19 protein-coding genes and 1 pseudogene are annotated in these 22865 nt (G+C 69.1%); 15 read left to right on the top strand and 5 right to left on the bottom strand.

Annotated features, from left to right (window positions below):
* Nucleotides 1-10 precede the first annotated feature (10 nt).
* Both E1267_RS13810 and E1267_RS13805 read right to left on the bottom strand, forming a co-directional pair.
* Nucleotides 11-913: a carbohydrate ABC transporter permease gene (locus E1267_RS13810; RefSeq protein WP_132332842.1), complete on the bottom strand. Its 903-nt coding sequence runs from the start codon at nt 911-913 to the stop codon at nt 11-13.
* Entirely contained in the window at nt 910-1800 is an 891-nt protein-coding gene (locus E1267_RS13805; protein ID WP_246063848.1) for an ABC transporter permease, read from the bottom strand. Before E1267_RS13805 ends, E1267_RS13810 begins: the two co-directional genes overlap by 4 nt.
* A 395-nt stretch (nt 1801-2195) precedes the next feature.
* Between E1267_RS13805 and E1267_RS13800 the strand changes: the two genes are divergently transcribed.
* Both E1267_RS13800 and E1267_RS13795 read left to right on the top strand, forming a co-directional pair.
* On the top strand, nt 2196-4178 hold the full coding sequence (locus E1267_RS13800) for an ROK family transcriptional regulator (protein ID WP_132332841.1): 1983 nt from the start codon (nt 2196-2198) through the stop codon (nt 4176-4178).
* A 180-nt stretch (nt 4179-4358) separates the two neighbouring features.
* Complete coding sequence (locus E1267_RS13795; protein ID WP_220449470.1) at nt 4359-6167, top strand: glycoside hydrolase family 99 protein; 1809 nt, start codon at nt 4359-4361, stop codon at nt 6165-6167.
* Between the two features lie 47 nt (nt 6168-6214).
* Here the strand turns inward: E1267_RS13795 and E1267_RS13790 are convergent, their stop codons facing one another.
* Genes E1267_RS13790 through E1267_RS13780 form a run of 3 tightly spaced genes read right to left on the bottom strand, consistent with a single transcriptional unit; the run spans nt 6215 to nt 9412 of the window.
* Nucleotides 6215-7006 (bottom strand): GntR family transcriptional regulator, encoded by a 792-nt coding sequence (locus tag E1267_RS13790; RefSeq protein WP_132332840.1) that lies wholly within the window; start codon nt 7004-7006, stop codon nt 6215-6217.
* Entirely contained in the window at nt 7003-7953 is a 951-nt protein-coding gene (locus E1267_RS13785) for a hypothetical protein (RefSeq protein WP_220449469.1), read from the bottom strand. Before E1267_RS13785 ends, E1267_RS13790 begins: the two co-directional genes overlap by 4 nt.
* Nucleotides 7943-9412: a xylulokinase gene (locus tag E1267_RS13780; protein WP_132332839.1), complete on the bottom strand. Its 1470-nt coding sequence runs from the start codon at nt 9410-9412 to the stop codon at nt 7943-7945. The genes E1267_RS13785 and E1267_RS13780 overlap by 11 nt, the downstream gene beginning before the upstream one ends.
* Before the next feature lie 122 nt (nt 9413-9534).
* Between E1267_RS13780 and E1267_RS13775 the strand changes: the two genes are divergently transcribed.
* The 13 genes and pseudogenes from E1267_RS13775 to E1267_RS13720 form a co-directional block, all read left to right on the top strand.
* Nucleotides 9535-10920, top strand: a complete 1386-nt coding sequence (locus E1267_RS13775; RefSeq protein WP_132332838.1) for an aldehyde dehydrogenase family protein — start codon at nt 9535-9537, stop codon at nt 10918-10920.
* Nucleotides 10917-11405, top strand: a pseudogene (locus E1267_RS47875) (ATP-binding cassette domain-containing protein); the annotation flags it as partial. The gene E1267_RS13775 and the pseudogene E1267_RS47875, both read left to right, overlap by 4 nt.
* 123 nt (nt 11406-11528) lie before the next feature.
* Nucleotides 11529-12371, top strand: a complete 843-nt coding sequence (locus tag E1267_RS47870) for an ATP-binding cassette domain-containing protein (protein ID WP_425465077.1) — start codon at nt 11529-11531, stop codon at nt 12369-12371.
* Nucleotides 12368-13306, top strand: a complete 939-nt coding sequence (locus E1267_RS13765) for an ABC transporter permease (RefSeq protein WP_132332836.1) — start codon at nt 12368-12370, stop codon at nt 13304-13306. Before E1267_RS47870 ends, E1267_RS13765 begins: the two co-directional genes overlap by 4 nt.
* Entirely contained in the window at nt 13303-14253 is a 951-nt protein-coding gene (locus tag E1267_RS13760) for a substrate-binding domain-containing protein (RefSeq protein ID WP_132332835.1), read from the top strand. Before E1267_RS13765 ends, E1267_RS13760 begins: the two co-directional genes overlap by 4 nt.
* Nucleotides 14254-14325: 72 nt before the next feature.
* Entirely contained in the window at nt 14326-15624 is a 1299-nt protein-coding gene (locus E1267_RS13755) for a hypothetical protein (RefSeq protein ID WP_220449468.1), read from the top strand.
* 117 nt (nt 15625-15741) lie between these two features.
* Nucleotides 15742-16029, top strand: a complete 288-nt coding sequence (locus E1267_RS13750; RefSeq protein ID WP_165959599.1) for an aminotransferase class IV — start codon at nt 15742-15744, stop codon at nt 16027-16029.
* 119 nt (nt 16030-16148) lie between these two features.
* Entirely contained in the window at nt 16149-16361 is a 213-nt protein-coding gene (locus E1267_RS13745) for a hypothetical protein (RefSeq protein ID WP_132332832.1), read from the top strand.
* Nucleotides 16361-16729: an ArsR/SmtB family transcription factor gene (locus E1267_RS13740; RefSeq protein ID WP_132332831.1), complete on the top strand. Its 369-nt coding sequence runs from the start codon at nt 16361-16363 to the stop codon at nt 16727-16729. The genes E1267_RS13745 and E1267_RS13740 overlap by 1 nt, the downstream gene beginning before the upstream one ends.
* 5 nt (nt 16730-16734) lie before the next feature.
* Nucleotides 16735-18450, top strand: coding sequence for a SulP family inorganic anion transporter (locus E1267_RS13735; protein WP_132332857.1), 1716 nt, complete (start codon nt 16735-16737; stop codon nt 18448-18450).
* Nucleotides 18451-18874: 424 nt separating this feature from the next.
* Nucleotides 18875-21052 carry an SF1B family DNA helicase RecD2 gene (gene recD2 / locus E1267_RS13730; protein ID WP_132332830.1) on the top strand — a complete coding sequence of 726 codons (2178 nt, stop codon included), beginning with the start codon at nt 18875-18877 and terminating at the stop codon, nt 21050-21052.
* Between the two features lie 128 nt (nt 21053-21180).
* Nucleotides 21181-22371: a L,D-transpeptidase gene (locus E1267_RS13725; protein ID WP_132332829.1), complete on the top strand. Its 1191-nt coding sequence runs from the start codon at nt 21181-21183 to the stop codon at nt 22369-22371.
* 5 nt (nt 22372-22376) lie between these two features.
* The coding region (locus tag E1267_RS13720; RefSeq protein WP_132332828.1) for a GNAT family N-acetyltransferase at nt 22377-22865 on the top strand (489 nt) is incomplete at its 3' end.

Genomic DNA, 22865 nt, shown 5'->3' with positions numbered 1-22865 from the left:
CTGGGGGTGGTCATCCCTTGACGGCGCCGATCATCACGCCTTTCCGCAGGTGGCGTTGCAGGAAGGGGTAGACGATCAGGATGGGGACGATGGACAGCACGAGGATCGCGGCCTGGAGCGCCTGCGAGGGCGGCAGCGTCGCTCCCGCCACGGCGGCCTCCCCGGGACCGATCGCCGAGTTGTTGACCACGTAGGTCCGCAGTACCAGTTGCATGGGCCATTTCGCGGACTCGTTCATGTAGAGCATGGCGTTGAAGAACGCGTTCCAGTACGACACCGCGTAGAACAGCCCCACGACCGCGATGGCCGCCCTGGACAGGGGGACGACCACGCTGCGCAGGATCTGGCCGGCGCTCGCGCCGTCGATCCTGGCGGCGTCGATGAGGTCGCGGGGGATGCTCAGGAAGAATGAGCGCAGCACGATGACGTTGAACGCGTTGACCATGGTGGGCAGGATCAGTGACCAGTAGCTGTTGATCAGGCCCAGTTGCTTGATCAGCAGGTAGCTGGGGATCACGCCCGGGGTGAAGAGCAACGAGAACAGCAGGATCATCAGCGTCGGCCGGTGCCCGAACGTGCCGGGCCGGCTCAGCCCGTAGGCGAGCGTGACGCTGGACAGCAGAGCCAGTGCCGTGCCGACCGCGGTGACGCCGACGCTCACGGTCAGGGCCTGCGAGACCAGCCCGCCCGCGAGGATGGCCTGGTAGGCGTCGAGGGTCGGGCGGTCCGGCCACAACACGAAACCGCCCGCCTCGGTGACCTGTCGGGTGTCCGCCAGGGAGGTCGCGATGATCGAGAAGAACGGGACAGCCACCAGCAGGCAGCAGATCAGCAGAATGACCGACTTGGCGGCCCGCCACGGTGCGGAGGAGGGGGTCTGCCCCGGGATGTCGATGTGGGTCGCGGTGCTCATCTGCGGTAGATCCCTTCCTCGCCGAAGACGTGCGCGACACGGTTCGCGCCCAGCACGAGGACCACCCCGACGATCCCCTTGACCAGGCCGACCGCGGCGGACACGCCCCACTGGCCGGCCAGCAAGCCGTGGTTGTAGACGTAGGTGTCCAGCACCTCGCTCACCTCCAGGCCGACGCTGGTCTGTTGCAGAATGATCTGCTCGAAGCCGACGCTGAGCGCGTCGCCCAGGCGGAGGATGAGCAGCAGCACGATCAGGCCACGCAGGGCCGGCAGGGTGACGTGCCAGGTCTGGCGCCAGCGGCCGGCGCCGTCCACGGCCGCCGCCTCGTACAGGTGGCTATCGACACGAGAGAGCGCGGCCAGGAAGAGGATCGCGGCCCAGCCGGTGTCCTTCCAGATCACCTGGGAGGTGAGCAGGGCCTTGAACAGGTCCGGGTCGCCGATGATGTTCCAGGTGCCAAGCTCCTGGGCACGCAGGAGCACGTTGACCAGGCCGCCGTTGCTGAGCATCTGCTGGAAGATCGCGACGACGACCACCCAGGACAGGAAGTGCGGCAGGTACAGAACGTTCTGCACCAGCCGTTTGACGCGCTCGCTGATGAGGCTGTTCAGCGTCAGGGCGAGCAGGATCGGCGCCGGGAAGACGAACACGACCTGGATCAGCAGCAGTTGCAGCGTGTTGATCAGGGCGTGCAGGAACTTCTGGTCGCCGTTGAAAAGCACGGCGAAGTTGTCCAGCCCGGCCCATGTGCTGTGCCAGATGCCGATGAAGGGCTGGTAGTTCTGAAATGCGATGACGTTACCGAGTAAGGGCACGTAGTGGAACAGCAGGACGGCGAGGATGCCGGGGACCGTGAACCAGAACAGTGCGCGATCCCGGCGCATGCCACGTTTGCCGGTGCTTGGGGCGGGGGCTTCGGGATCGCTCCGTGAATCCTCACGGGTCAGCAGGGACATGGGGATGCCCATCTAAACGGTGACGAGGGCGGTCGGTGTACACCGGTCTAGCGACCAACATGTAAATCCATTGGATTGTCTAAAGTCAAGGCTCTGGTCTGCGGGAAATCCGCGGTCCCGTCCTCGGGATCGCCGTCTCGCGGGGGCGTTCGCGACGGCCGCACGTTGAAGACGGCGAGGTGAAAGGTGTTGGATTAGCTCATGCGAGAGATCATGAGGACGCTCGGCACCAGCACGCGAGGTGGCCCCAGGCAATCAAACCGTTTGGCCGACAGGCCGGACGCCCGCGCCGGACGGGGCGCTGACCGGGAGCGCGCCGCGGCGTGAGCACCACGCGCAGACAGTCCACCGCTCCGAGCACGTCGAGAACGCGCGTGGACGAGGGCGAGGTCATGGCCGTCACGCTGGCAGGACCGCCCGCGCCCGCCCGTACGTGGTCGGCGCGCGCGCTCGCCGGTCACTTCGGCATCCCGCACGCCACCGTCTCCGGAGTGTGGCGCCGCTGGGGGTACGGGCCGGGGGAGAACGGCCCCGCCACCGTGCCGGCCGATCCGCCCTGCCCTGGCGAGCGAGCCGAACTGCTCGGCGTGTGGGCGAAGGGAGGCGAAGCGGTGTTGATCCTGGGCCAGGCCGCCCGCCCGGCGAGAGGATCGCGTGGCCGGGCGGCCGACGCCGATGAACGCCGCTCGATCCACGCGTCCCTCGCCGCCGAGCTGGAGCGTGTCCAGGACACGCTCGCCTCCCATGCGGAGATCCAGCCCGGGAAAGACGGCGGGGACGGCCCGGCAGCCTTCATCGCGGCCATGGCCGACCGTCATCCCGACGCCGAGCTGCACGTGATCACCTGGGGAGAGCCAGCCGAGCCCGCCGACGCCGGACCGCGCCAGGTCGTCTGGCATCGAGCCCTCCCCGCGATGAGCTGGCACGGCACCGCGTGCGCCGTCGCGCTGGCCGAGCTGGCCGAGTTCCCCGGCCGGATGAGGCCGGTCCTGAGCGCTTTCAGCGGGGCCGCGCAGGAGTATGCCGAATCGTCTACGGGGTCGGCCTTCACCTGGCTGCGCTGGGAGCCCGCCGTGCCGCAGGCGCACCCGGCGCCCAGGGCGTTCAACCAGCTCGCGCTCGGCTCCTACAACGAGAAACTGGTGATCGAGAGCATCCGGCAGGCGGTGGCGTTGAGCCGTGTGGAGATCGCCGAGCAGACCGGGCTGACCCCCCAGGCGGTCTCCAGGATCACCAGGAACCTGCTGACCTCCGGCCTGCTGGCCGAGGACGAGCGGCAGCTGGGCGGGGCTGGCAAGCCCAGGGTGCCGCTACGGTTGCGACCGGACGCCGCGTCGGCCGTCGGCGTGCACCTCGATCCCGAAATGATCACAGTGGTGGCGGTCGACCTGAGCGGGGACGTGCTCGACCAGCGGCAGATGCCCCTGGCCGGGCGGCGAGACCCGTGGTGGTGCATCGACCAGATGACACGCCTGACGCTCGAAGCGGCCGAGGCGGCAGGCCCGGCCTCCGAGGCCCCGCTGGGTGTGGGCGTGGCCGTGCCCGGCCCGCTCGACACACGCGCCGAGATCTTCCTCGATCCTCCCCTGTTCAAGGGATGGGAGGGCGTCGCGCTCAGGGCCGAGCTGGCCGACCGGCTCGACACCACGGTGATCATGGAGAAGGACTCCACCGCGGCGGCGATCGGCGAGCGCTGGCTGGGCGCCGCCGATCGCGCGGGCGACTTCGTCTACCTCTACCTTGGAACCGGCGCGGGCAGCGGCGCCTTCCTCAACGGCGACATCTACCGCGGCACCACGGGCAACGCCGGCGAGGTGGGCAGCCTGTGCGCGATCAACACCGGATCGATGACGACGCAGGGCGGCCCTGGCAGCGTCCCCGAATGCGCCCCGATGTCGGCGGTGGTGGACCGTGCCATGACCGCTGGCCTGGTGGTCCCCCAGGGGGACGGCGCGTACGAGTGGGTCTGCGCGGCGGCGGCGCGTGGCGACGTCCGCGCGGTCGGCGTGCTGGAGGAGGTGGCCGGCGTGCTCGGGCTCGGCGCGGTGGGCTTCATCGACCTGCTCGACGTCGACCTCATCATCGTCGGTGGCCCGGCCGTGCTGCCCCCTGTGGCGGAGATCTACCGCCGAGAGATCTCCGCCGCCGTCAACCGCTTTCCCCTCGCTCGGCACGTGCGAGAGGTGCACGTCGCCCAGTCCCGGCTCAACGAGGCGGCGGCCGCGGTGGGCGCGGCGTCGAGCGTGTTCCACGAGGCGTTCACGCCGAGCCTGAACTCGCGGGTACGGTCGGCACCCCGCACCTGACGCGGTCGTTACGAGCATTGACATAGTCAATCCATTGGATTTACATAGCCGTCACAGAAGCCGCCGCCATAAGGCGTCTTCTCGGCGACACCGCGTGGTCCGGCCGTGCCTCGCCTGACCACGCAGACCTCGCGCGCGGTCCATCGTTTGCTGTCCCTCACCCCCCAGCGAAGGCGAATCGTGGATAGACGCCGTAAACCTCACCTGCCACTGATCCTCGTCATCTCCCTCCTGGTCACCGTCCTGTGGTGGCCCACGACCTCCGCCGAGGCCGCTGCCAACCCGACGCTGAAGAACAGGGTCTACGCCGGCTACCAGGGCTGGTTCAACGCCCCCGGTGACGGGTCGGCGCTCAACGCCTGGAGACATTGGGCCGGCTCCCTGCCGGCGCCGGGGAACCAGACCTTCGAGCTCTACCCTGACATGAGCCAGTACCCCACCTCGCCCACGTTCCGGACGGGGTACGCGCCCCTGGGCAACGGCAAGCCCGCGACGCTCTTCTCCTCCTACTCGACGGCCGTCGTGGACCAGCACTTCAAGTGGATGAAGCAGTACGGCATCGACGGAGCGGCGCTGCAGCGCTTCGGCAGCGACATCGTCAACCCCACGGCGGCCAGGGCGCTCGACCGCAACGCGATCACTGTCAAAGCCAAGACCGCGGCCGAGACGCACGGTCGCGGCTTCTACATCGAATACGACGTCAGCGGCCTGACCGATGCCAACGTGGAGCAGGTGCTCAAGGCCGACTGGACGAACGTGATCACCGGCAGCCTGCACCTGACCGACTCCCCGGCCTACGCGAAGGAGAACGGCAAGCCCGTCGTCGAGATCTGGGGCTTCGGCTTCACGAACCGGCCGGGCACGGCCGAGCAGGCCGCGCGCATCGTGCAGTGGTTCAAGAGCCAGGGCGTGTACGTCGTCGGAGGGGTCCCGCGCGGCTGGCGCACCGACGCCAATGCCAAGCCCGGCTTCGCCCCGGTGTACCGGACGTTCGACATGATCTCGCCGTGGATGGTCGGCAGCTCGGGCGACACGGCGGCCCAGATCGCCGACGACGTCGCGGCGCTGAAGGCGACCGGCCAGGACTACCTACCGGTCATCTACCCGGGCTTCGCCTGGTCCAACTGGAAGGACGGCCCGCGCAACGAGATCCCGCGGCGAAACGGGGACTGGCTCTGGCAGCAGGCCGTCAACGTTCGCAGGGCGGGGGTCACGCAGGCCTTCATCGCCATGTTCGACGAGTACGACGAGGCCACCGCAATCGCACCGGCCGCTGAGGACTCCTCGATGATTCCGACCGACCAGTACTTCCAGACCACCGGCACCGACGGCAAGTACGTCTCCTCCGACTTCTACCTGCGCCTGTCGGGCAAGGCCACCCGCATGATCACGGGTCAGGACCCGCTCGTCAGCCAGGTGCCCATCCCCCTAGCCACCGGTCCCGTCTTCTTCCGCACCAGCGTCGAGAAGGACACCGACGCCCAGCCGACCTGGACCAGCACCCCGGTCCCCGGCGGCACGGCGAACGTCGCAGGCCCCGGCGGCACCGGATCACCCACTCTTGCCGTCGTGACAGGCCAGGACAACCAGGTGGGGCAGTCGGCACTGGCGGCCAGGGGCAGCACCGTGACGACCGCGCACTCCTACGCCTACTTCCAGGTGTTTGACGTCAACGTCCCGGTGACCGGCGCGACCACACTGTCCTACGCGTTCCTGCCGAAGGACACGGCCGGGCGGTACGTCGCGGTCGACTTCCTGATGACGGACGGATCCACCCTGCGAGACAGCTCCGCGACCACGACGACGGGTGTGGACATGCACCCCGCGGCGCCCAAGGGCCAGGTCGGTACATGGACGAGGATCCAGAGCAACGTCGGCACGGCGTTGAACGGCAAGGTCATCGACAAGATCCTCGTCGGCTACGACCGGCGCGGGGCGACGGGCGACTTCAACGCCTTCATCGACGACATCACCGTCTCCACCAGCTGATCAGCGCCATCATGACCGCCCGCTCGCCCGTGCTGAGGCGCGGGCGGTCATGCGCCGGCGGACTGTACCGTGAGCAAGGGGCCGCGCGGCGCGCCCTTGCGCCGTTCCAGCCGTACCTCGAACCGGCTCAGATCACCTCGGTGCGAGGCGACGAAGTATTCGACGGGCCGGCCGTCCGGTGCGTACGACGTACTGGACAGCAGGAGGATCGGGCTGTCGCGGCGGATTTCCAGTGCCCGCGCCACCGGCGCGGGCGCGGGCACGGCCTCCACGCGCCGTCGCCCCCAGGAGATCTCGATCCCGTACGTGTCCTCCAGCAGCGCGTACAGCGACTGGTGGGTCAGGTCCTCCTCCAGGAGCCGAGGGCACATCGTGTACGGCAGGTACGTCACCACCACGACCCAGGGGATCTCATCCACGAACCGCAACCGGTCGAGCACAATGACCGGATCGCCCGGGGCGATCGACAACTCGGCGGCGACCTCGGGCGTGGCCGGGACCCGGTCGAGGAGGCGCACGTCGCTGCGCATTGTGCCGCCGCGCGAGGTGACGTCTTCGTGCAGGCCGGTGAGGGTCTGGACGAGACGCTCGGAGGTCTTGGGCGGCGCGACGAACGACCCTTGTCCCTTCCTGCGCACGATGCGCCCGCTGATCTCCAGCTCGCGCAGCGCCTGCCTGACCACGGTCCTGGACACGCCGTACGCGTCGCAGAGCTCGCTCTCGCTGGGCAGCCGGTCGCCCGCGCGGTGCGCTCCCGAGTCCATGTCCTGGATGAGGGCCTGCTGGAGCTGGTAGTACATCGGGACGAAAGACTCCCGGTCCAGCCGCTGTCGTGTCATGACTCCCCTGAGGTGTGTGCGATCGTGTCGAGCCGGGCGAATGTCTCCTCGCCGATCGTGATCCCGAAGACGCCGCCGATGTGGTCGGTCCAGCCGTGCAGGAAGTAGCGCCACCCGTCCGCCACGCGCAGCCCCCGCCGAGCGGCCTGGCGCCTGGCCTGGCGCAGGAAGTCGAGCGGCCCCCGGTAGTTCAGCTCCCAGACGACGGCCCGGCGGGGGAACAGCGCGGCGTCGCCGATCGGCGAGCCCGGCCGGTCCTTGCCCATGCCGGTGGCATTGACCACGAGCGAGCCGTCGGGCAGGCCGGCGAGCAGGTCGTCGCCCGACGGCGCGCATCGCGCGTCCACCGGCGCCCCGAGGATGGCCGCCACGTCGCGTACCCTGCGCAGCCGCTCTGGCACCACGTCCGTCACCACCAGGCGCTCCGGCCGGTCGGCGTGACGTTCCAGCAGCAGGACGGCGATCGCCAGCCCGGCCCCGCCGGCGCCGAGACACAGCGCGTGTCCGCCGGTCCTCGCGAAGTGGCTTGGAGGCAGCAGCTCGCGCAGAGCGCGGGCCGCCGTCACGACGTCCCTGGCCGCGCCCAGCAGTCGCCCCTCCCGCTTAGTGATGAGGGAGATCTCCCCGCACAGCCGGGCGTAGTCGTCGAGCTCGTCGAACAGGTCGGCCGCGGCGGCATGGACGCCGGTCTTGTGGCTGGTGATCAGGGCGCCGCAGGTGTGCGGGTCCGCGACGAGGTCGGCCACCGCGGCGCGGTAGGTCTCCGGCGGGCTGCCGAGCGGCAGGTCCTGCCCGATCAGGCGGGCGGCAGGCAGCCCAAGGGCACGGACCCAGCGGGGGAACAGGGCCTGGATCGACGATCGCGAGGTCGTGACGCCGAGAAACCGCATGATGTCGGGGCCGGTGCGGGCCTCGGCGGCATCCCGGGACAAAATTTCAATGCTCATTGAACCACGGCTCCAGCCGGGCGTAGGCGTCGAGGAAGCGGTGATACTGCGGAATGTATCGCTCGTGGGCGATCTTGTCCGGCATGATTGGCGGCTCGGCGGCCGAGAGCGCCGGCGCGATGCCGAAGCCGTCGAAGACGCCCATCGCGATTCCGCCCACGATCGCCGCGCCCAGGCTGTTGGCCTCGACGATCGTACGGCGGCGCACCGGCAGGCCCCAGACGTCGGCCAGCACGTGCAGCACCTCGCCGGCCACGGCCGCGCCGCCGACGGCATCGATGCGCTCGATCGCGGTGCCGTTGCCGGCGAAGGCCCGCAGCCCGGTCAGGAGGTTCATGGCCACGCCTTCCAGCACGGCCCTGAACAGGTGGGCGCGCTCGTGGTGGCGGGCCAGGCCGATGAAGGCGGCGCGTGCCTTGGGATTCCAGTACGGCGAGCGCTCCCCGAGCAGGTGGGGCAGGAAGAACAGGCCGTCACCGGCGGCCTCGACCTTGATGGCGGCCTGGAGCAGGTCGGCGTGCGGCTCGGCGAGTAGCTCGCTGATCCACTCCAGCGACCCGCCGCCGGCCTGCATGGTGGCGGTGGGCACGAAACGGCCGGGCACGACGTGGTTGAACGTCATCGTGCGCATGCGGGGGTCGAGCAGGGGCTCGTCGGCGGCTAGCGAGATCCAGGAGGAGGAGCCCAGGTAGGTGTAGGCGGAGCCGGGCGCCACCACGCCCGCGCCCGCCGCCGCGCACGGCCCGTCACCGCCGCCGATCACGACGGGGGTGCCCTGGGCGAGCCCGGTGAGCGCAGCCGCCTCGGACGTGACATGCCCGATCACGGTGGTGGACGGGACGACCTCCGGCCACAACGCCATCGGCACGTCGGCGGCGGCCAGGATCTCCTCCGACCAGGCGCCAGCCTTCTGGTCGAAGGCGTTGGTGCTGGATGCGTCGGACGGGTCGGTCGCCAGGTGACCGGTCAGCCGGTACGCGACGAAATCCTTGGCCTGCACGATTACGCGCGTCGCGGCGTAGGCGGCCGGCTCGTGCTCACGCACCCAGAGCACCTTCGTCAGCGAGTACGTGGCGTTGAGTCGGTGGCCGGTCAGCTCGTAGACCCTGGCCATCGGGATCCGGCCGAGGAGAGGCTCGCACTGGCCGGCGGAGCGGGTGTCGGCCCAGATGATCGCCGGGCGCACCGGCTCGCCGGTGCCGTCGAGGAAGACCGCGCCCATCATCTGACCGGAGAATGACACGCAGGTGATTTTCGCCGGGTCCGTGCCTGTCTGCTCCAGCAGCTCCCGGGTCGAGCGGATCACGGCGTCCCACCAGTCGAGCGGAGACTGTTCAGCCCGGCCGCCGGATCCGAACACGGTGGGGTAACGAGCGGTGGTCGCCGCCTTGAGTGCGCCGTCGTCGCCGAACATCGCCGCCTTGTCGCCGGTGGTGCCGAGGTCATGGGTGAGGATCATCTGCCGCTCCGGGTGGGCTGGGATGGCCCCAACTTTAGACATCCGGCGGTAGACCCTTGCCTAACATCCTAGCATCCTGTAATTACAAGTGATGTCCATATTGTCGTTACAGGGACAGGTAAATGATCGAGGTTTGTAACCCTGGCACCGGGGAGTTGCTCGGCGAGGTCGAGTCGTTCACCGAGGAACGCGTGGCGAGTGTGGTGGACACCGCGCAGGCCGGCCAGCAGGAGATGGCCGCATTACCAGCGTACGAGCGCGAATCCCTCCTGCGGCGGGTGGCGGACCTCGTCGAGACGGAGTCGGAGAGCCTTGCGCGACTGCTGGCGGCCGAGAACGGCAAGCCCATTGCGCAGACGCGGGGCGAGGTGGAAGCCGCCGTACGCATCTTCCGCGGCTACGCGGGCGAGGCGACCAGGTTGTTCGGCAGGCAGATCCCGCTGGACGCCGTGCCCGGGCTGGAGCGACATCTCGCGGTGACCATGCGAGAGCCGCTCGGTGTCGTGGCGGCCATCGTGCCGTTCAACTATCCCGTGGAGCTCTACGCCCACAAGGCCGCCGCAGCGCTCGCCGCAGGCAACGCCGTGGTCGCGCAGCCGCCCGCGCGATGCCCGCTCGCCGTGCTGCGCGTGGCCGAGTTGGTCGCGCAGGCCGGCGCGCCGCCGCACGCGCACCAGGTGGTCACCGGCGGCGTACGCGTGTCCCAGCTCCTCGCCGAGTTGCCCGGCATCGTGGCGGTGTCGTTGACCGGTAGCACGGTGGCCGGCAGGGAGCTGGCCAGACGCGGAGCGGACACGCTGAAGAAGGTCTTCCTGGAGCTCGGCGGTAACGACGCCCTGATCGTTTGCGCCGACGCCGACCTGGGCGAGGCCGCCCGCGCCGTCGTACTCGGACGCCTGGCCAGGGGCAATGGGCAGATCTGCTGCGCCGTCAAGCGTGTCTACGCCGAGCAGGCCGTCTACGGGGAGTTCGTGGAGGCGCTGCTGGAGCAGACACGCAAGCTCACCGTCGGCGACCAGATGCTGGAGTCGACCGATGTCGGCCCGCTGATCGCGCAGGAGGCGGCCGAGCGGGTCGAGGCGGCCGTGCACCGGCTCGTTTCCGACGGGGCCACGCTGGTCACCGGCGGCGGCAGGCGAGAGGCGTTCTACGACCCGGCCGTGCTGTCCGACGTGCCGGTCTCCAGCGAGGCGTTCGCCGAGGAGATCTTCGGGCCCGTCGCCCCGGTGGCCTCCTTCACCGACCCCATGGAGGCGGTGCGGCTGGCCAACGACTCGCCGTACGGGCTGCAGGCGGCGGTCTTCACCCGCGATATCTCCCGCGCGTTCACGATCGCGAGCAAGCTCGACGTCGGCAGCGTGGTGATCAACGGGTCCACCGCGCTGCGAGCAGAGAACCTGCCGTTCGGCGGCACGAAGGCCACCGGCGGCCATCGGGAGGGCGTGCACGACACCGCGCTGGAGTTCACCCGCCAGAAGACAGTCATCGTCATGGAGGCGTTCGAATGAGCCTCGTGCTGCGTGGTGTCACCAAGGACTACGCAGGCGTCGGGGTACTCCACGGGATCGACCTGGAGGGGCGCTTCGGCGAGGTGTTGGCCGTGGTGGGCGCCAACGGGGCGGGCAAGTCGACCCTGATCAAGATCCTGTCCGGGGCCGAGCCGATGAGCGTGGGGGAGATGTGGATCGACGGCGGGCACGTACGGCTGCGATCCCCGCACGACGCGCACGAGCGAGGCATCAGGACCGTCTACCAGGAGCTGACGCTGGTGCCCGGGCTGTCGGTCACCGAGAACCTGCTGATGGGCGACTTCCCCCGGCGGCGCGGTCTCATCGACTGGCCCGCCGCGCACGCCAGAACCGCCGAGTTGCTGGAGTCGATCGGGTTCCGCACAATCGACCCGCGCACGCCCGCGAAGCAGCTGACCATAGCCCGCCAGCAGATGGTCGAGATCGCCAAGGCGCTGGTGAAAGAGCCGCGCGTGCTGATCCTTGACGAGCCGTCGGCCGTGCTCTCGGGGCACGACCTCGACTCATTGTTCGCGCTGATCCGGCGGCTGCGGGAGCGCGGCGTTCTGGTGATCTACGTCTCGCACCGGCTGACCGAGGTGCTCGACATGGCCACCTCCATCGTGGTGATCAAGGACGGCCGGGTCATCGAGACGACCGAGCCGGCGCGAACGAGCGAGAACGACCTCATCAGGCTCATGGCAGGCAGGCGGCTGGAGCAGATCTATCCCGGCCGCCGTTCCGAGCCCGGCCAGACCCGGCTCCAGGTTTCCGGGCTCACCAGGACGGGCGAGTTCCAGGACGTGTCGTTCACGCTGCGGGCGGGCGAGATCGTGGGCATGTTCGGACTGGTCGGGTCGGGTCGCAGCGAGCTGGCCCGGTGCGTGTTCGGCGTCGAGCCGGCCACCGCGGGCAGCGGTGCGTACTCCTCTCCTGCCGAGGCCATCGCGGCCGGGCTCGCGCTGGTCACCGAGGACCGCAAGCGCACCGGGCTCGTGCTCGGCATGTCGGTGCGCGACAACATCGCGCTCACCACGCTCAAGGGGCCGTTCATCGACCTGGCCAAGCAGCGCGACGAGATAGGCGGCATGATCGGGCGGCTGGGCATCCAGCCGGTCGGCTGCGCGCCCATGGTGGTGGAGCACCTGAGCGGCGGGAACCAGCAGAAGGCGGTGCTGGCCAAGTGGCTGCTCAAGGGCCCGCGCGTGCTGCTGCTGGACGAGCCCACCCGCGGCGTGGACATGGCCACCCGCGTGGAGATCTACCGCATGATCGACGCGCTCGCCCGAGAAGGCGTGGCGGTGCTGCTCATCTCCTCCGACCTCACTGAGGTGATCGGGGCGAGCGACCGCGTGCTCGTGATGGCGCACGGCCGGATCGTCGGCGAGTTGCGCTCCGATGAGACCAGCGAGGACGAGGTCCTCGCTTATTCGATGGGAACCCCCACATGACCGTCGCCTCCCCCCGCCTCGTACTGCGGGGACGGGACATCACAGCCGAGGCGATCTCCGCGTCCGTCGTCGTCCTGCTGATTGTGGTGGCCGCCACGACGTCCGACACCTTCCTCACCCCGGTCAACCTCACCAACCTGCTCAAGCAGATGGTCACGACGGGCCTGCTGGCCTTCGGCATGCTGGTGGTGATCCTCACCGGCGGCATCGACCTGTCGGTCGGCTCCGTGGTCGCCTTCTCCGGCATCCTCGCCGCCGGTCTGGCCGCAGGGCTGCCCATCCCCGTCGCGATGGCCGTGGGCGTGACGGCCGGCATCGCGTTCGGGCTGATCAACGGCGTGCTGGTGGCACGGTTCGCGCTCGCGCCGTTCGTGGTGACGCTGGCCGCGCTCACCACGATCCGCGGCCTGGCGTTCGTCTACTCCGAGGTACCCGTCACTCCGGAGGACCCGGCGTTCCTCGCACTCGGCTCGACCATGCTCGGCCCGATCCCGCTCATCACGCTCATTATGGCGATCGTCTTCATCGCCGGCGGCGTGTTCCTGACCCGCACCCCCGCCGGCCGGTCCATCATCGCGATCGGCGGCAACGCCGAGACCGTGCGGCTGGCCGGCATCAACGTCCGCAAGCACGTGGTCTTCGCGTACGCGATCAGCGGCGCCTGCGCCGGGCTGGCCGGGGTGGTCCTGGCCAGCCGCGTCGGCATCGCACAGCCCAGCGTCGGCGTGGCCTTCGAACTCGACGCGATCGCCGCCTGCGTCATCGGCGGCGCCAGCCTGTCGGGCGGGCGCGGCTCGGTCCGGGCGACGTTCGGCGGTGTGCTCGTCCTGGTTCTCATCAACAACCTGCTCAACCTGTACGGCGTACAGAGCTTCTGGCAGCAGGTGCTCAAGGGCTTGATCATCATCGTCGTCATCCTCGTCCGGAGAAAATGATGAAGCTACGAATTCTCATCCTCGCCTGCTGCCTCGCCCTCACCTCCTGTTCCTCCGGGAGCGGCCAGGACGACGGCACCCACACCATCGGCGTCGCCAGCTTCCTGCTCAGCGGCCCCTACTTCAGCGGCATGGACAAGGCCATCACCGCCCAGGCCAAGAAGAAGGGGAACGTCGAGATCATCAGCACCGACGCCAACGGCGACGCCGCCAAGCTGACCTCCAACGTCGAGGACCTGCTCAGCAAGAACGTTGACGCGATAATCATCTCCGGAGGCCCGCTGGAGTCGGCGCCCGCCGCACTCAACGCCATCAAGCAAGCAGGCAAGCCCGTCGTGCTGGTCGACCGCAAGTTCGCCACCGGCGAGTACACAAGCTGGATCGGCCCCGACAACAAGGCGATCGGCGTGCAGGACGGCCAGTTCCTGGCCAAGCAGCTGGCCGACGGCGGCAAGGTCGGCATCATCAAGGGCGGGCCGGCCGACAACACGATCGGCCTGGCCCGTACCGAAGGGCTGAAATCGATACTCGGCACCGCCCAGGGCATCACCCTCGTCGAGGCCCCCGACTTCGGCAACTGGAGCTCCGACGGCGGCCTGTCGGTCATGGAAAGCCTGCTGGCCCAGCACGGCGACCTCAAGGCCGTCTTCTGCGAGAACGACGCGATGTGCCTGGGCGCGCAGCGAGCCATCGCCGACGCCGGCAAGACCGAACAGATCGTCCTGGCGGGGGTGGACGGCCAGAACGAAGCACTCAAGGCGATCCAGGACGGCACGAACTATATGGTCACCGGCCTCAACGACGCCGACGTGATCGGCAGCAAGGGACTCGACCGGGCCGTCGAGATCCTCGGCGGCGCGCAGGTGGAAAAGGACACCGTCGTGCCGTCACCCATGGTCACCAAGGAGAACGCGGCCCAGTACTACGACCCCAACGGCACCTTCTAACCCCCGGAGGAAACCTTGCCACGAAAACTCGCGACCCGCGGCGTTCTGGCCCTTGTGCTAGCCATGACGCCGATGGCTATCCACCCGCCCGCCGAGGCCAAGGCCGGCTGGCGGCTGCTGTACCAGGAGAACTTCGCCAAGCCTCTCGGCGACGCCCCTTGGGCCAAGGAGACGTACGCCAAGCCGTTCGACACGATCATGGACGACGCGGGCCAGTGGTACCAGAACGACTACGGACCGGCATGGAACACCGCGTTCGAGTCGTTCGACACCTACCGCAAGGAATTCAAGGTCGGCAAGGACGGCTGGCTGACCGCGTCGCTGTCGGCCCGCGACTGGAACAAGGACGGCGTGATCGAGTCGCCGCCCTCCATCACCAGAAAGGTGATCAAGGGCGGGCCGGTGGCCGAGCTCAAAGTGCCCGACCACACCGGTGGCGCGATCTTCCGCCCGACGAACGCACTGCCCGACGAGTACCGGGTCGAGTACAAACTGAAGACCATCGACTTCGGCGGCAAGCGTAACGGCACGATCGAGTACGACGGCCGCATCAACGGCTACTCAACCGAAGGCTGCAAGACCCAGCACCCCTGGGGCGAGGGATCGCGCAGCCCGGGCTGGAACGGCGACGCAGCCTCTCCCTACTGTGACTGGCAGGACGTCCGCGCGGGCCGCTACGGCTACAACGGCTTTCACTTCATGACGATCGTGGACTTCGCCAACCCCGCGCCGCGCAACAACCACTTCTGGCACTATCGCCGCAAGGTGCTGATGGACTCCTTCTCCCAGCACCCCGACCGAGTCGGCACCGGCACCGGCGGCCGCGTCTGCGACTCCAACACCGGCCACTACTACAACTACAGAGACAGCGGCTTCAACACGGTCAACATGTGGATCAGCGGCATGCCCAACTGGCAGCCCGGCCAGGGCGGCCTGGCAGGCAACTCCCAGTGGTTCATGACCACCTGCTCCGGCGGGGTGGCCGAGCGGCAACTCTCCTCGGCCGCCGAGCTGCAGCCCGAGCTCATGCCCAACGAGTACTACACCTTCGCGATCGAACGTGACGAGACCGGCTACACCCTGGAGGCCAGCGGCAACTTCGCCCGGGTGGGGAAGAAGACCATCCGCTTCCACCGGCCGTTCGTCGTCGACGACGTCCCCATCTGGCACTACAACGTCAAACCGGAGGAATACGACGGCCGCTTCAACGGCGACCTCGTGCAAAACGATAGCAATGGCAGCGCGACCTGGCCCGACCAGTGGCCGGCCGGGTCCGCCTACCCCGACTACTTCGTGATCGGCGACCTCTACACCAACGTGTACGAGGGCAGCGCCAGCCTGACCGACATCCGGCTCTACGTGCCGAAGTAGGCAGTGCGGCCCTCGCCGGGTACGGGAACTGGTCAGCGTCTTGACCTGCAAGTGCCCGGCCGGGACCGTCCGGGCACCGCATGGCACCTGGGGCTACGGGTCTGAGGAGCACAGATCGTGGAGGCACACGTCGCTGAGGCGACCACGTCGAACGTTCTCATACGCGTAGGGGACGAGTGGGCCACGCCGCCGGTCACCGAGGACATCCTTGAGGGGATCACCCGCCGCCAGATCATGGACCTGCTCCGTGAAGACTTCGGCGTTACCGTCACCCAGCGTCGCATTCACCGCTCCGAGCTGTACGCGTGCGACGAGGCCCTTTCACCGCCTCACAGCCCAGCCCAGCGCAGGCCTGCGGCCGCTGCGGGTCCAACCATGCCCGCTGACGATGAGGAGCAGGACTGAGGCCGGCTTCCACCGAGGTGTAACCGAGTTCGAGCAGAGCACCTTCAGCATCACGGAATTGCGAATATGCGTAATTTAGTACATCCTATATCCGTGAGTTTTCTGACGCAGGAGGTCTGGTGAGTCAGTCGTTCGTCGCCGCCGTGCAGGAGCGGGCTGCACGCGCGCGGGCAGCGCTGGAGGCCGTTCGCGATGACGGCGATGCCGACCAGGTCCTCCAGGCCGAAGTGGCGTGGGAGGACGTGCAGCGCTTCGCGCGGCGCCACGGCGTCCCCATCGACTCGCCGGCCGAGGCGCCCGGCGCCGCCAGCCAAGCGGACGGGCGAGCGTGATGAATTCCGTTCCCTTGTATGAGGCCAAGGCCGAGCTGTTTCGGCTGCTGGGTCATCCGGTACGGATCCGGGTGCTGGAACTGCTGCAGGAGGGCCCCCGGCCGGTCCGGGACCTGCTGGCCGCTATCGAGGTGGAGGCGACCGGGTTGTCGCAGCATCTGGCCGTGTTGCGCCGCTCGGGCATGGTCACCGCGCACCGCGACGGCTCCACCGTCGTCTACAGCCTGTCCGGCGGGGATGTGGCCGAACTGCTGCGCGCCGGCCGCCAACTGCTCACCCACAAGCTGGCCGGTCAGCACGAGCTGCTCGATGAGCTGTTGAAGGCGCAGGCCGGTTCGGCAACTGGTCCGGGAGCGGGCGCGGCGTGAGCTCCATGCTGTCCTCGGGCTGGGCCCGGGTGCGTTCGGTGCTGCCCACGCGTGATGAGCTGGCCACCATGGGCCGTCGTCCGCGCCGTGATCTGCTGGCCGGGTTGACGGTGGCGGTCGTGGCGTTGCCGCTGGCGCTGGGGTTCGGTATCTCCTCGGGGATGGGTGCGGCGGCGGGGCTGGCCACCGCGGTGGTCGCGGGCGCGCTGGCCGCCGTCTTCGGCGGCTCCGGGCTGCAGGTGTCCGGCCCGACCGGGGCGATGACCGTGGTGCTGGTGCCGATCGTGCACTCCTACGGCGCCTCGGGCGTGTTGACGGTGGGGATGCTGGCCGGGTTGATGCTGATCGCGTTGGCGCTGGTCCGGGCGGGCCGGTACATGGCGCTGGTGCCCGCGCCGGTGGTGGAGGGCTTCACCCTCGGCATCGCCTGCGTCATCGCGTTGCAGCAGGTCCCCTCCGCGCTCGGCGTGCCGACACCGGAGGGCGACCGGGTGCTGGTGGTGGCCTGGCACGCCGTACAAGCCTTCCTGGCCAGCCCGTCGTGGTGGGCGCCGGTGACCGCGCTGGCCGTGGCCGTCCTCATGCTGGCCGGTGCCCGCTGGCGGCCTACGGTGCCGTTCTCGCTACTGACGGTGGTCGCGGTCACCGTGGTAGCGGAACTGGCGCAGGCGCCGCTGGTGCGGATCGGTGCGCTGCCCGCCGGGCTACCCGCGCCGTCACTGGGCTTCCTCGATCCGGCTGCCCTCAGCTCGCTGCTTGCCCCCGCAGTAGCGGTGGCCGCGCTTGCCGCGCTGGAGTCGCTGCTGTCGGCGGCGGTGGCCGATGGCATGAGCGTCAACCACAAGCACGACCCAGACCGCGAGCTGTTCGGCCAGGGCCTGGCCAACCTGTTCACCCCGCTGTTCGGCGGTGTCCCGGCGACCGGCGCCATCGCTCGCACCGCGGTCAACGTGCGCTCCGGCGCCACATCCCGGCTGGCCGCGCTCGCCCACGCCGCGATCCTCGCTGCGATCGTCTACGCGGCGGCCGACCTGGTCGCCCGGATCCCGCTGGCCGCGCTGGCCGGAGTACTGCTGGCCACCGCGGTGCGGATGGTCGAGGCGGGCTCCGTCAAGGCGATGGCCCGCGCCACCCGGGGCGACGCCGTCGTCCTGGCACTGACCGCGCTGGCCACCCTGGCCCTGGACCTGGTCCAGGCGGTCATCCTCGGACTGATCGTGGCCGGCGCGCTCGCATTGCGCGCCATCGCCCGCAACGTCCGCCTGGATGAGACACCGATCCGCGCCGACCTGCCCGGTGATCACACCGAGCAGGAGCACGCGCTGCTGGCCGAGCACATCATCGCCTATCGGCTGGACGGGCCGCTGTTCTTCGCCGCTGCCCACCGCTTCCTGCTGGAACTGTCCGAGGTCGCGACGGTGTCCGTGGTGATCTTGCGCATGTCGCGCGTCACCACCGTCGACGCCAGCGGCGCGCTCATCCTGGGCGACGCCATCACCCGGCTGGAACGCCGCGGCATCACCGTGTACGTTTCCGGCATCCGCGACGGCCACCACCAGGCGCTGCACGCTCTGGGCGTGATCGCCCGGCTCGATGCGGCTGGGCACGTGTTCGCCTCCACCCCCGAGGCGATCGCAGCCGCCCGCAACCACCTGCACCGTCATGGAGTGCTGGACACCGTCCCCGCCCAGGAGCCAAAAGAGGAACTCAGGACCCCCTGAGGTTCCAGTTCACGCTCAAGGAATGCCCGGAGAGTGTCCGATGATTCGTACGGCCAAGGGAGGCTGAACGTACATTCGGCGGGTGACCGGCACCCACGCGCCGGGTGGTGGGGTCGATGTCGCCGTCCGCCGGCACTCTGGGGCCGGAGGTGGGAGCGCGCCGGCGCGTCGGCGGAGTCGAGCCAGCCGACTGTGTGCGAAGAACGGGTTGCGGTCGGCCGGACGCCCGGCGACCCCCTCCCGGTCCCCGCAACAAGTGACGAGCAGGAGCTGGAGAGGGGAGTAGTGGTCACACGTTCGGCATAGTTCGCGAACTCTGTGGCTCAGAGAAGGTGCCGCAGTGCTGTTGATCTGCCCTAGTCTCGTCGGTGTGGGGAGGCCCGAGGGGAGCCGGGGTGGGAGCTCCGAAAATGTCGTTACTGAGTTGAGCGCGGTACTTGAGCGCATCACCTATGCCGATGAGACCAGCGGCTACACGATCGCGCGGGTGGCGACCGAGCGTTCCGGCGCGGAACTGCTGACGGTCGTCGGCCCGCTGCTCGGCGCGCAGGTCGGGGAGTCCCTGCGGTTGCGGGGCCGCTGGACGTCGCATCCCCGCTACGGCCGCCAGTTCGAGGTGTGGTCCTACACGACGGTGTTGCCGGCCACCGTGCAGGGCATCCGGCGTTATCTCGGCTCCGGGCTGATCAAGGGCATCGGCCCGAAGATGGCCGAGCGGATCGTCGACCATTTCGGGCTCGACACGCTGGAGGTCATCGAGCAGGAGCCGGGGCGCCTGGCCGAGGTGCCGGGGCTGGGTCCCAAGCGGACGAGGATGATTGCCGCCGCCTGGGAGGAACAGAAGATCATCAAAGAGGTGATGATCTTCCTGCAGGGGGTCGGGGTGTCCACCTCGATCGCGGTGCGCATCTTCAAACAGTACGGCGAGTCATCCATCGACATCGTCAGGACGCAGCCGTACAAACTGGCCGACGACGTGTGGGGGATCGGCTTCAAGACGGCCGACACCATCGCGCAGGCGGTCGGCATCCCGCACGACAGCCCGGAGCGGGTCATGGCGGGGCTGCGCTACACGCTGTCGCAGGCCGCCGACGACGGCCACTGCTACCTGCCGGCCCCCAACCTGGTGGGGGACGCGGTGAAGATCCTGGAGGTGCCAGCCGACCTGGTGGCGGTGTGCCTGGAGGAGCTGGTGGCGGCCGAGGGGGTGGTACGCGAGCAGATCCCCGCGGGCGACAACGTGGTGCCGGCCGTCTACCTGCCGCCGTTCCACCGTGCCGAGCTGTCGCTGGCCTTGGGCCTGCTGGGATTGCTGCGCAACGGCCATGACCGGCTCAAGACGTTCGCCGATGTGGACTGGGAGCGGGCCGAGCAGTGGCTGCGCGGTCAGACGGGCGCCGAGCTGGCGCCCGAGCAGCGCCAGGCGGTGCGCCTGGCACTGACGGAGAAGGTCGCGGTGCTGACCGGCGGGCCGGGCTGCGGCAAGAGCTTCACCGTACGCTCGATCGTGCTGCTGGCCAGGGCCAAGCGCGCCCGGGTGATCCTGGCGGCGCCGACGGGCCGGGCGGCCAAGCGGCTGGCGGAGCTGACCGGTCACGAGGCCACCACGGTGCACCGGCTGCTGCAGCTGCGGCCCGGTGGCGATGCGACCTTCGACCGCGACAACCCGCTGGACGCCGACCTCGTCGTGGTCGACGAGGCGTCGATGCTGGACCTGCTGCTGGCCAACAAGCTGGTCAAGGCGGTCGCCCCCGGCGCGCACCTGCTGTTCGTGGGCGACGTCGACCAGCTGCCGTCGGTCGGCGCCGGTGAGGTGCTCAAGGACCTGCTGGCCGCCGAGGAGGTGCCGCGGGTGCGGCTGACGCAGATCTTCCGCCAGGCGCAGGAGTCGGGCGTCGTGGTCAACGCCCACCGGGTCAACACCGGCCACCACCCCGTCCTGGAAGGCATGTCGGACTTCTTCCTGTTCCCGTGCGAGGAGCCGGAGGAGATCGCCGCGCTGACGGTCGACGTGGTCGCCCGCCGCATCCCGCGGCGCTTCCGTCTCGATCCGCGGCGCGACGTCCAGGTGCTGGCGCCGATGCACCGGGGCGCGGCCGGGGCGGGCGCGCTCAACCTCGCCCTGCAGGAGGCTCTGACGCCCGCCCGCGAGGGCATGCCGGAACGCCGTTACGGCGGCCGCGTCTTCCGCGTCGGCGACAAGGTCACTCAGCTGCGCAACAACTACGACAAGGGCGCCGCCGGGGTGTTCAACGGGACGGTGGGCCTCGTCACCGACATCCGTCCCGACGAGCACAAGCTGACCGTCCTGACCGACGAGGACGAGCCGGTCGAGTACGCCTTCGACGAGCTGGACGAGTTGGCCCACGCCTACGCGGTCTCCATCCACCGTTCGCAGGGCAGCGAATATCCCGCCGTCGTCATCCCGCTGGCGACCAGCGCCTGGATGATGTTGCAACGCAATCTGCTCTACACCGCCATCACGCGCGCCAAGAAGCTCGTCGTGATCGTCGGCTCGCGCCGGGCTCTGGCCCAGGCGGTGCGCACCCGGGGGGCGGGACGCCGGCACACCGGTCTGACACACCGCCTTACACCGCGCTGACCTGCGTTGATCAACCGCGCAGAAGTGATTGAAATGTGACCGAACTCTCCTAAATCATTCGTCGTCTTACATGCAGGAGCATTATGGTTTTTGGGGTGCCTTTGGTGCCCTGATGGGAAAGGACTGTCTTGAACGCTGCGCCTGCTTGGAGGAAGCCCGCCACCGCGTTCGCGCTGCTCACCGCCGCGGCGCTGACGGCCTCATGCTCCGGCGGCGGCGCCTCGGGCACACGCGAGGCGCCCGAGGCCACCACGTCGGCCACCCCGCAGGCACCGACCATCAAGATCTCACCCGCCGAGGGCAGCACCAAGGTCAAACCGGAGAAGAAGATCACTGTCGTGGCGGCCGGCGGCGCCCTGGAGGACGTGACCGTCGAAGGCGACGACGAACCGGTCGAGGGCCGCTTCAACACCGACAGGACCCGGTGGGTCTCCAAGACGCCGCTGAAGCCGTCGACCGACTACACCGTCACCGCCAAGGCCGGCGTCACCTCCTCCACCAGCGCCTTCACCACCGCCAAGCCCGCGCGTGCACTGCAGGTCGTCGACGTCACCCCCAACGCCAAGGGCGAGACCCTCGGCGTGGGCGCGCCCATCATCGTGACCTTCAACCAGTCCGTCGCCAACAAGGCCGCCATCGAGCGCGCCCTGGAGGTGGAGGCGGAAAAGCCCGTCGACGGCGCGTGGCGCTGGGTGGCCGACAACAAGGTCATCTACCGCACCGCCAAATACTGGCCGGCCCACCAGAAGGTGAAGTTCCACGCCGACATCACCGGCGTCAAGGCCGGCAAGGGCCTCTACGGCGTCAAGGACTACACCGCCGACCTCAACATCGGCGCCAAGCAGATCAGCAAGGTCGACGTCGCCAAGCACATGATGTACGTCTACAAGGACGGCAAGCGCGTCAAGACCATGCGCATCAGCGCCGGCAAGGCCACCACCCGCGAGTACACCACCAGCTCCGGCGTGCACCTGACCATGGAACGCGCGAACCCGGTCCGCATGATCTCCCCGGGCCGCAAGAAGGGCGACCCCGAGTACTACGACGTCATGATCAACCACGCGGTGCGGATCTCCAACTCCGGCGAGTACGTCCACGCCAAGAACAACGTCTGGGCCCAGGGCAGGCAGAACGTCAGCCACGGCTGCATCAACGCCCGCCCCGACCAGGCGAAATGGTTCTACGACACCGTCCAGCGCGGGGACATCGTCGACGTCAAGGGCACCGACCGCGAGCTCGAATGGAACAACGGCTGGGGCTACTGGCAACTGTCGTTCTCCCAGTGGAAGAAGGGCAGCGCCCTGAAGGAGAAGACCTGACCTCCATGCACATCCGGAAGGGCGGCGACGGCGACGTCCCGGCCGTGCTGGCCATGTTCGACAGCGCAGTGAACTGGCTGGTCTCGCAGGGCCGCACCGGCCAGTGGGGCAGCAGGCCGTTCACCGGCGACGCCAAACGCACCCGGCAGATCACGGGCTGGGCCGAGAACGGCGGCATGCGCATCGCCGAGGTCGGCGGCCGGCCCGCCGGCTGCCTGGTCGTCGGCGACCCCCACGACTACGTCAAGCCCGCGGACGAGAGCGAGCTGTACGTCCAGTGCCTGGTCATCGACCGCGCCTTCGCCGGGCACGGCGTGGGCAGGGCCCTGCTCGACCACGCCTACGAACTGGCCCGTGAGCGCGGCGTGAGCCTGCTGCGCGTCGACTGCTACGCCGGCGACGACGGCCGCCTGGTCGCCTACTACGAAGGCTGCGGCTTCACCCGTACGGCGCCCTTCACCGTGGGGGAGTGGCCGGGCATGCTCCTGCAGCGC

The organism is Nonomuraea longispora (genome assembly GCF_004348345.1).
Taxonomy (GTDB): domain Bacteria; phylum Actinomycetota; class Actinomycetes; order Streptosporangiales; family Streptosporangiaceae; genus Nonomuraea; species Nonomuraea longispora.
This window is presented reverse-complemented; position numbering and strand designations above follow the sequence as displayed.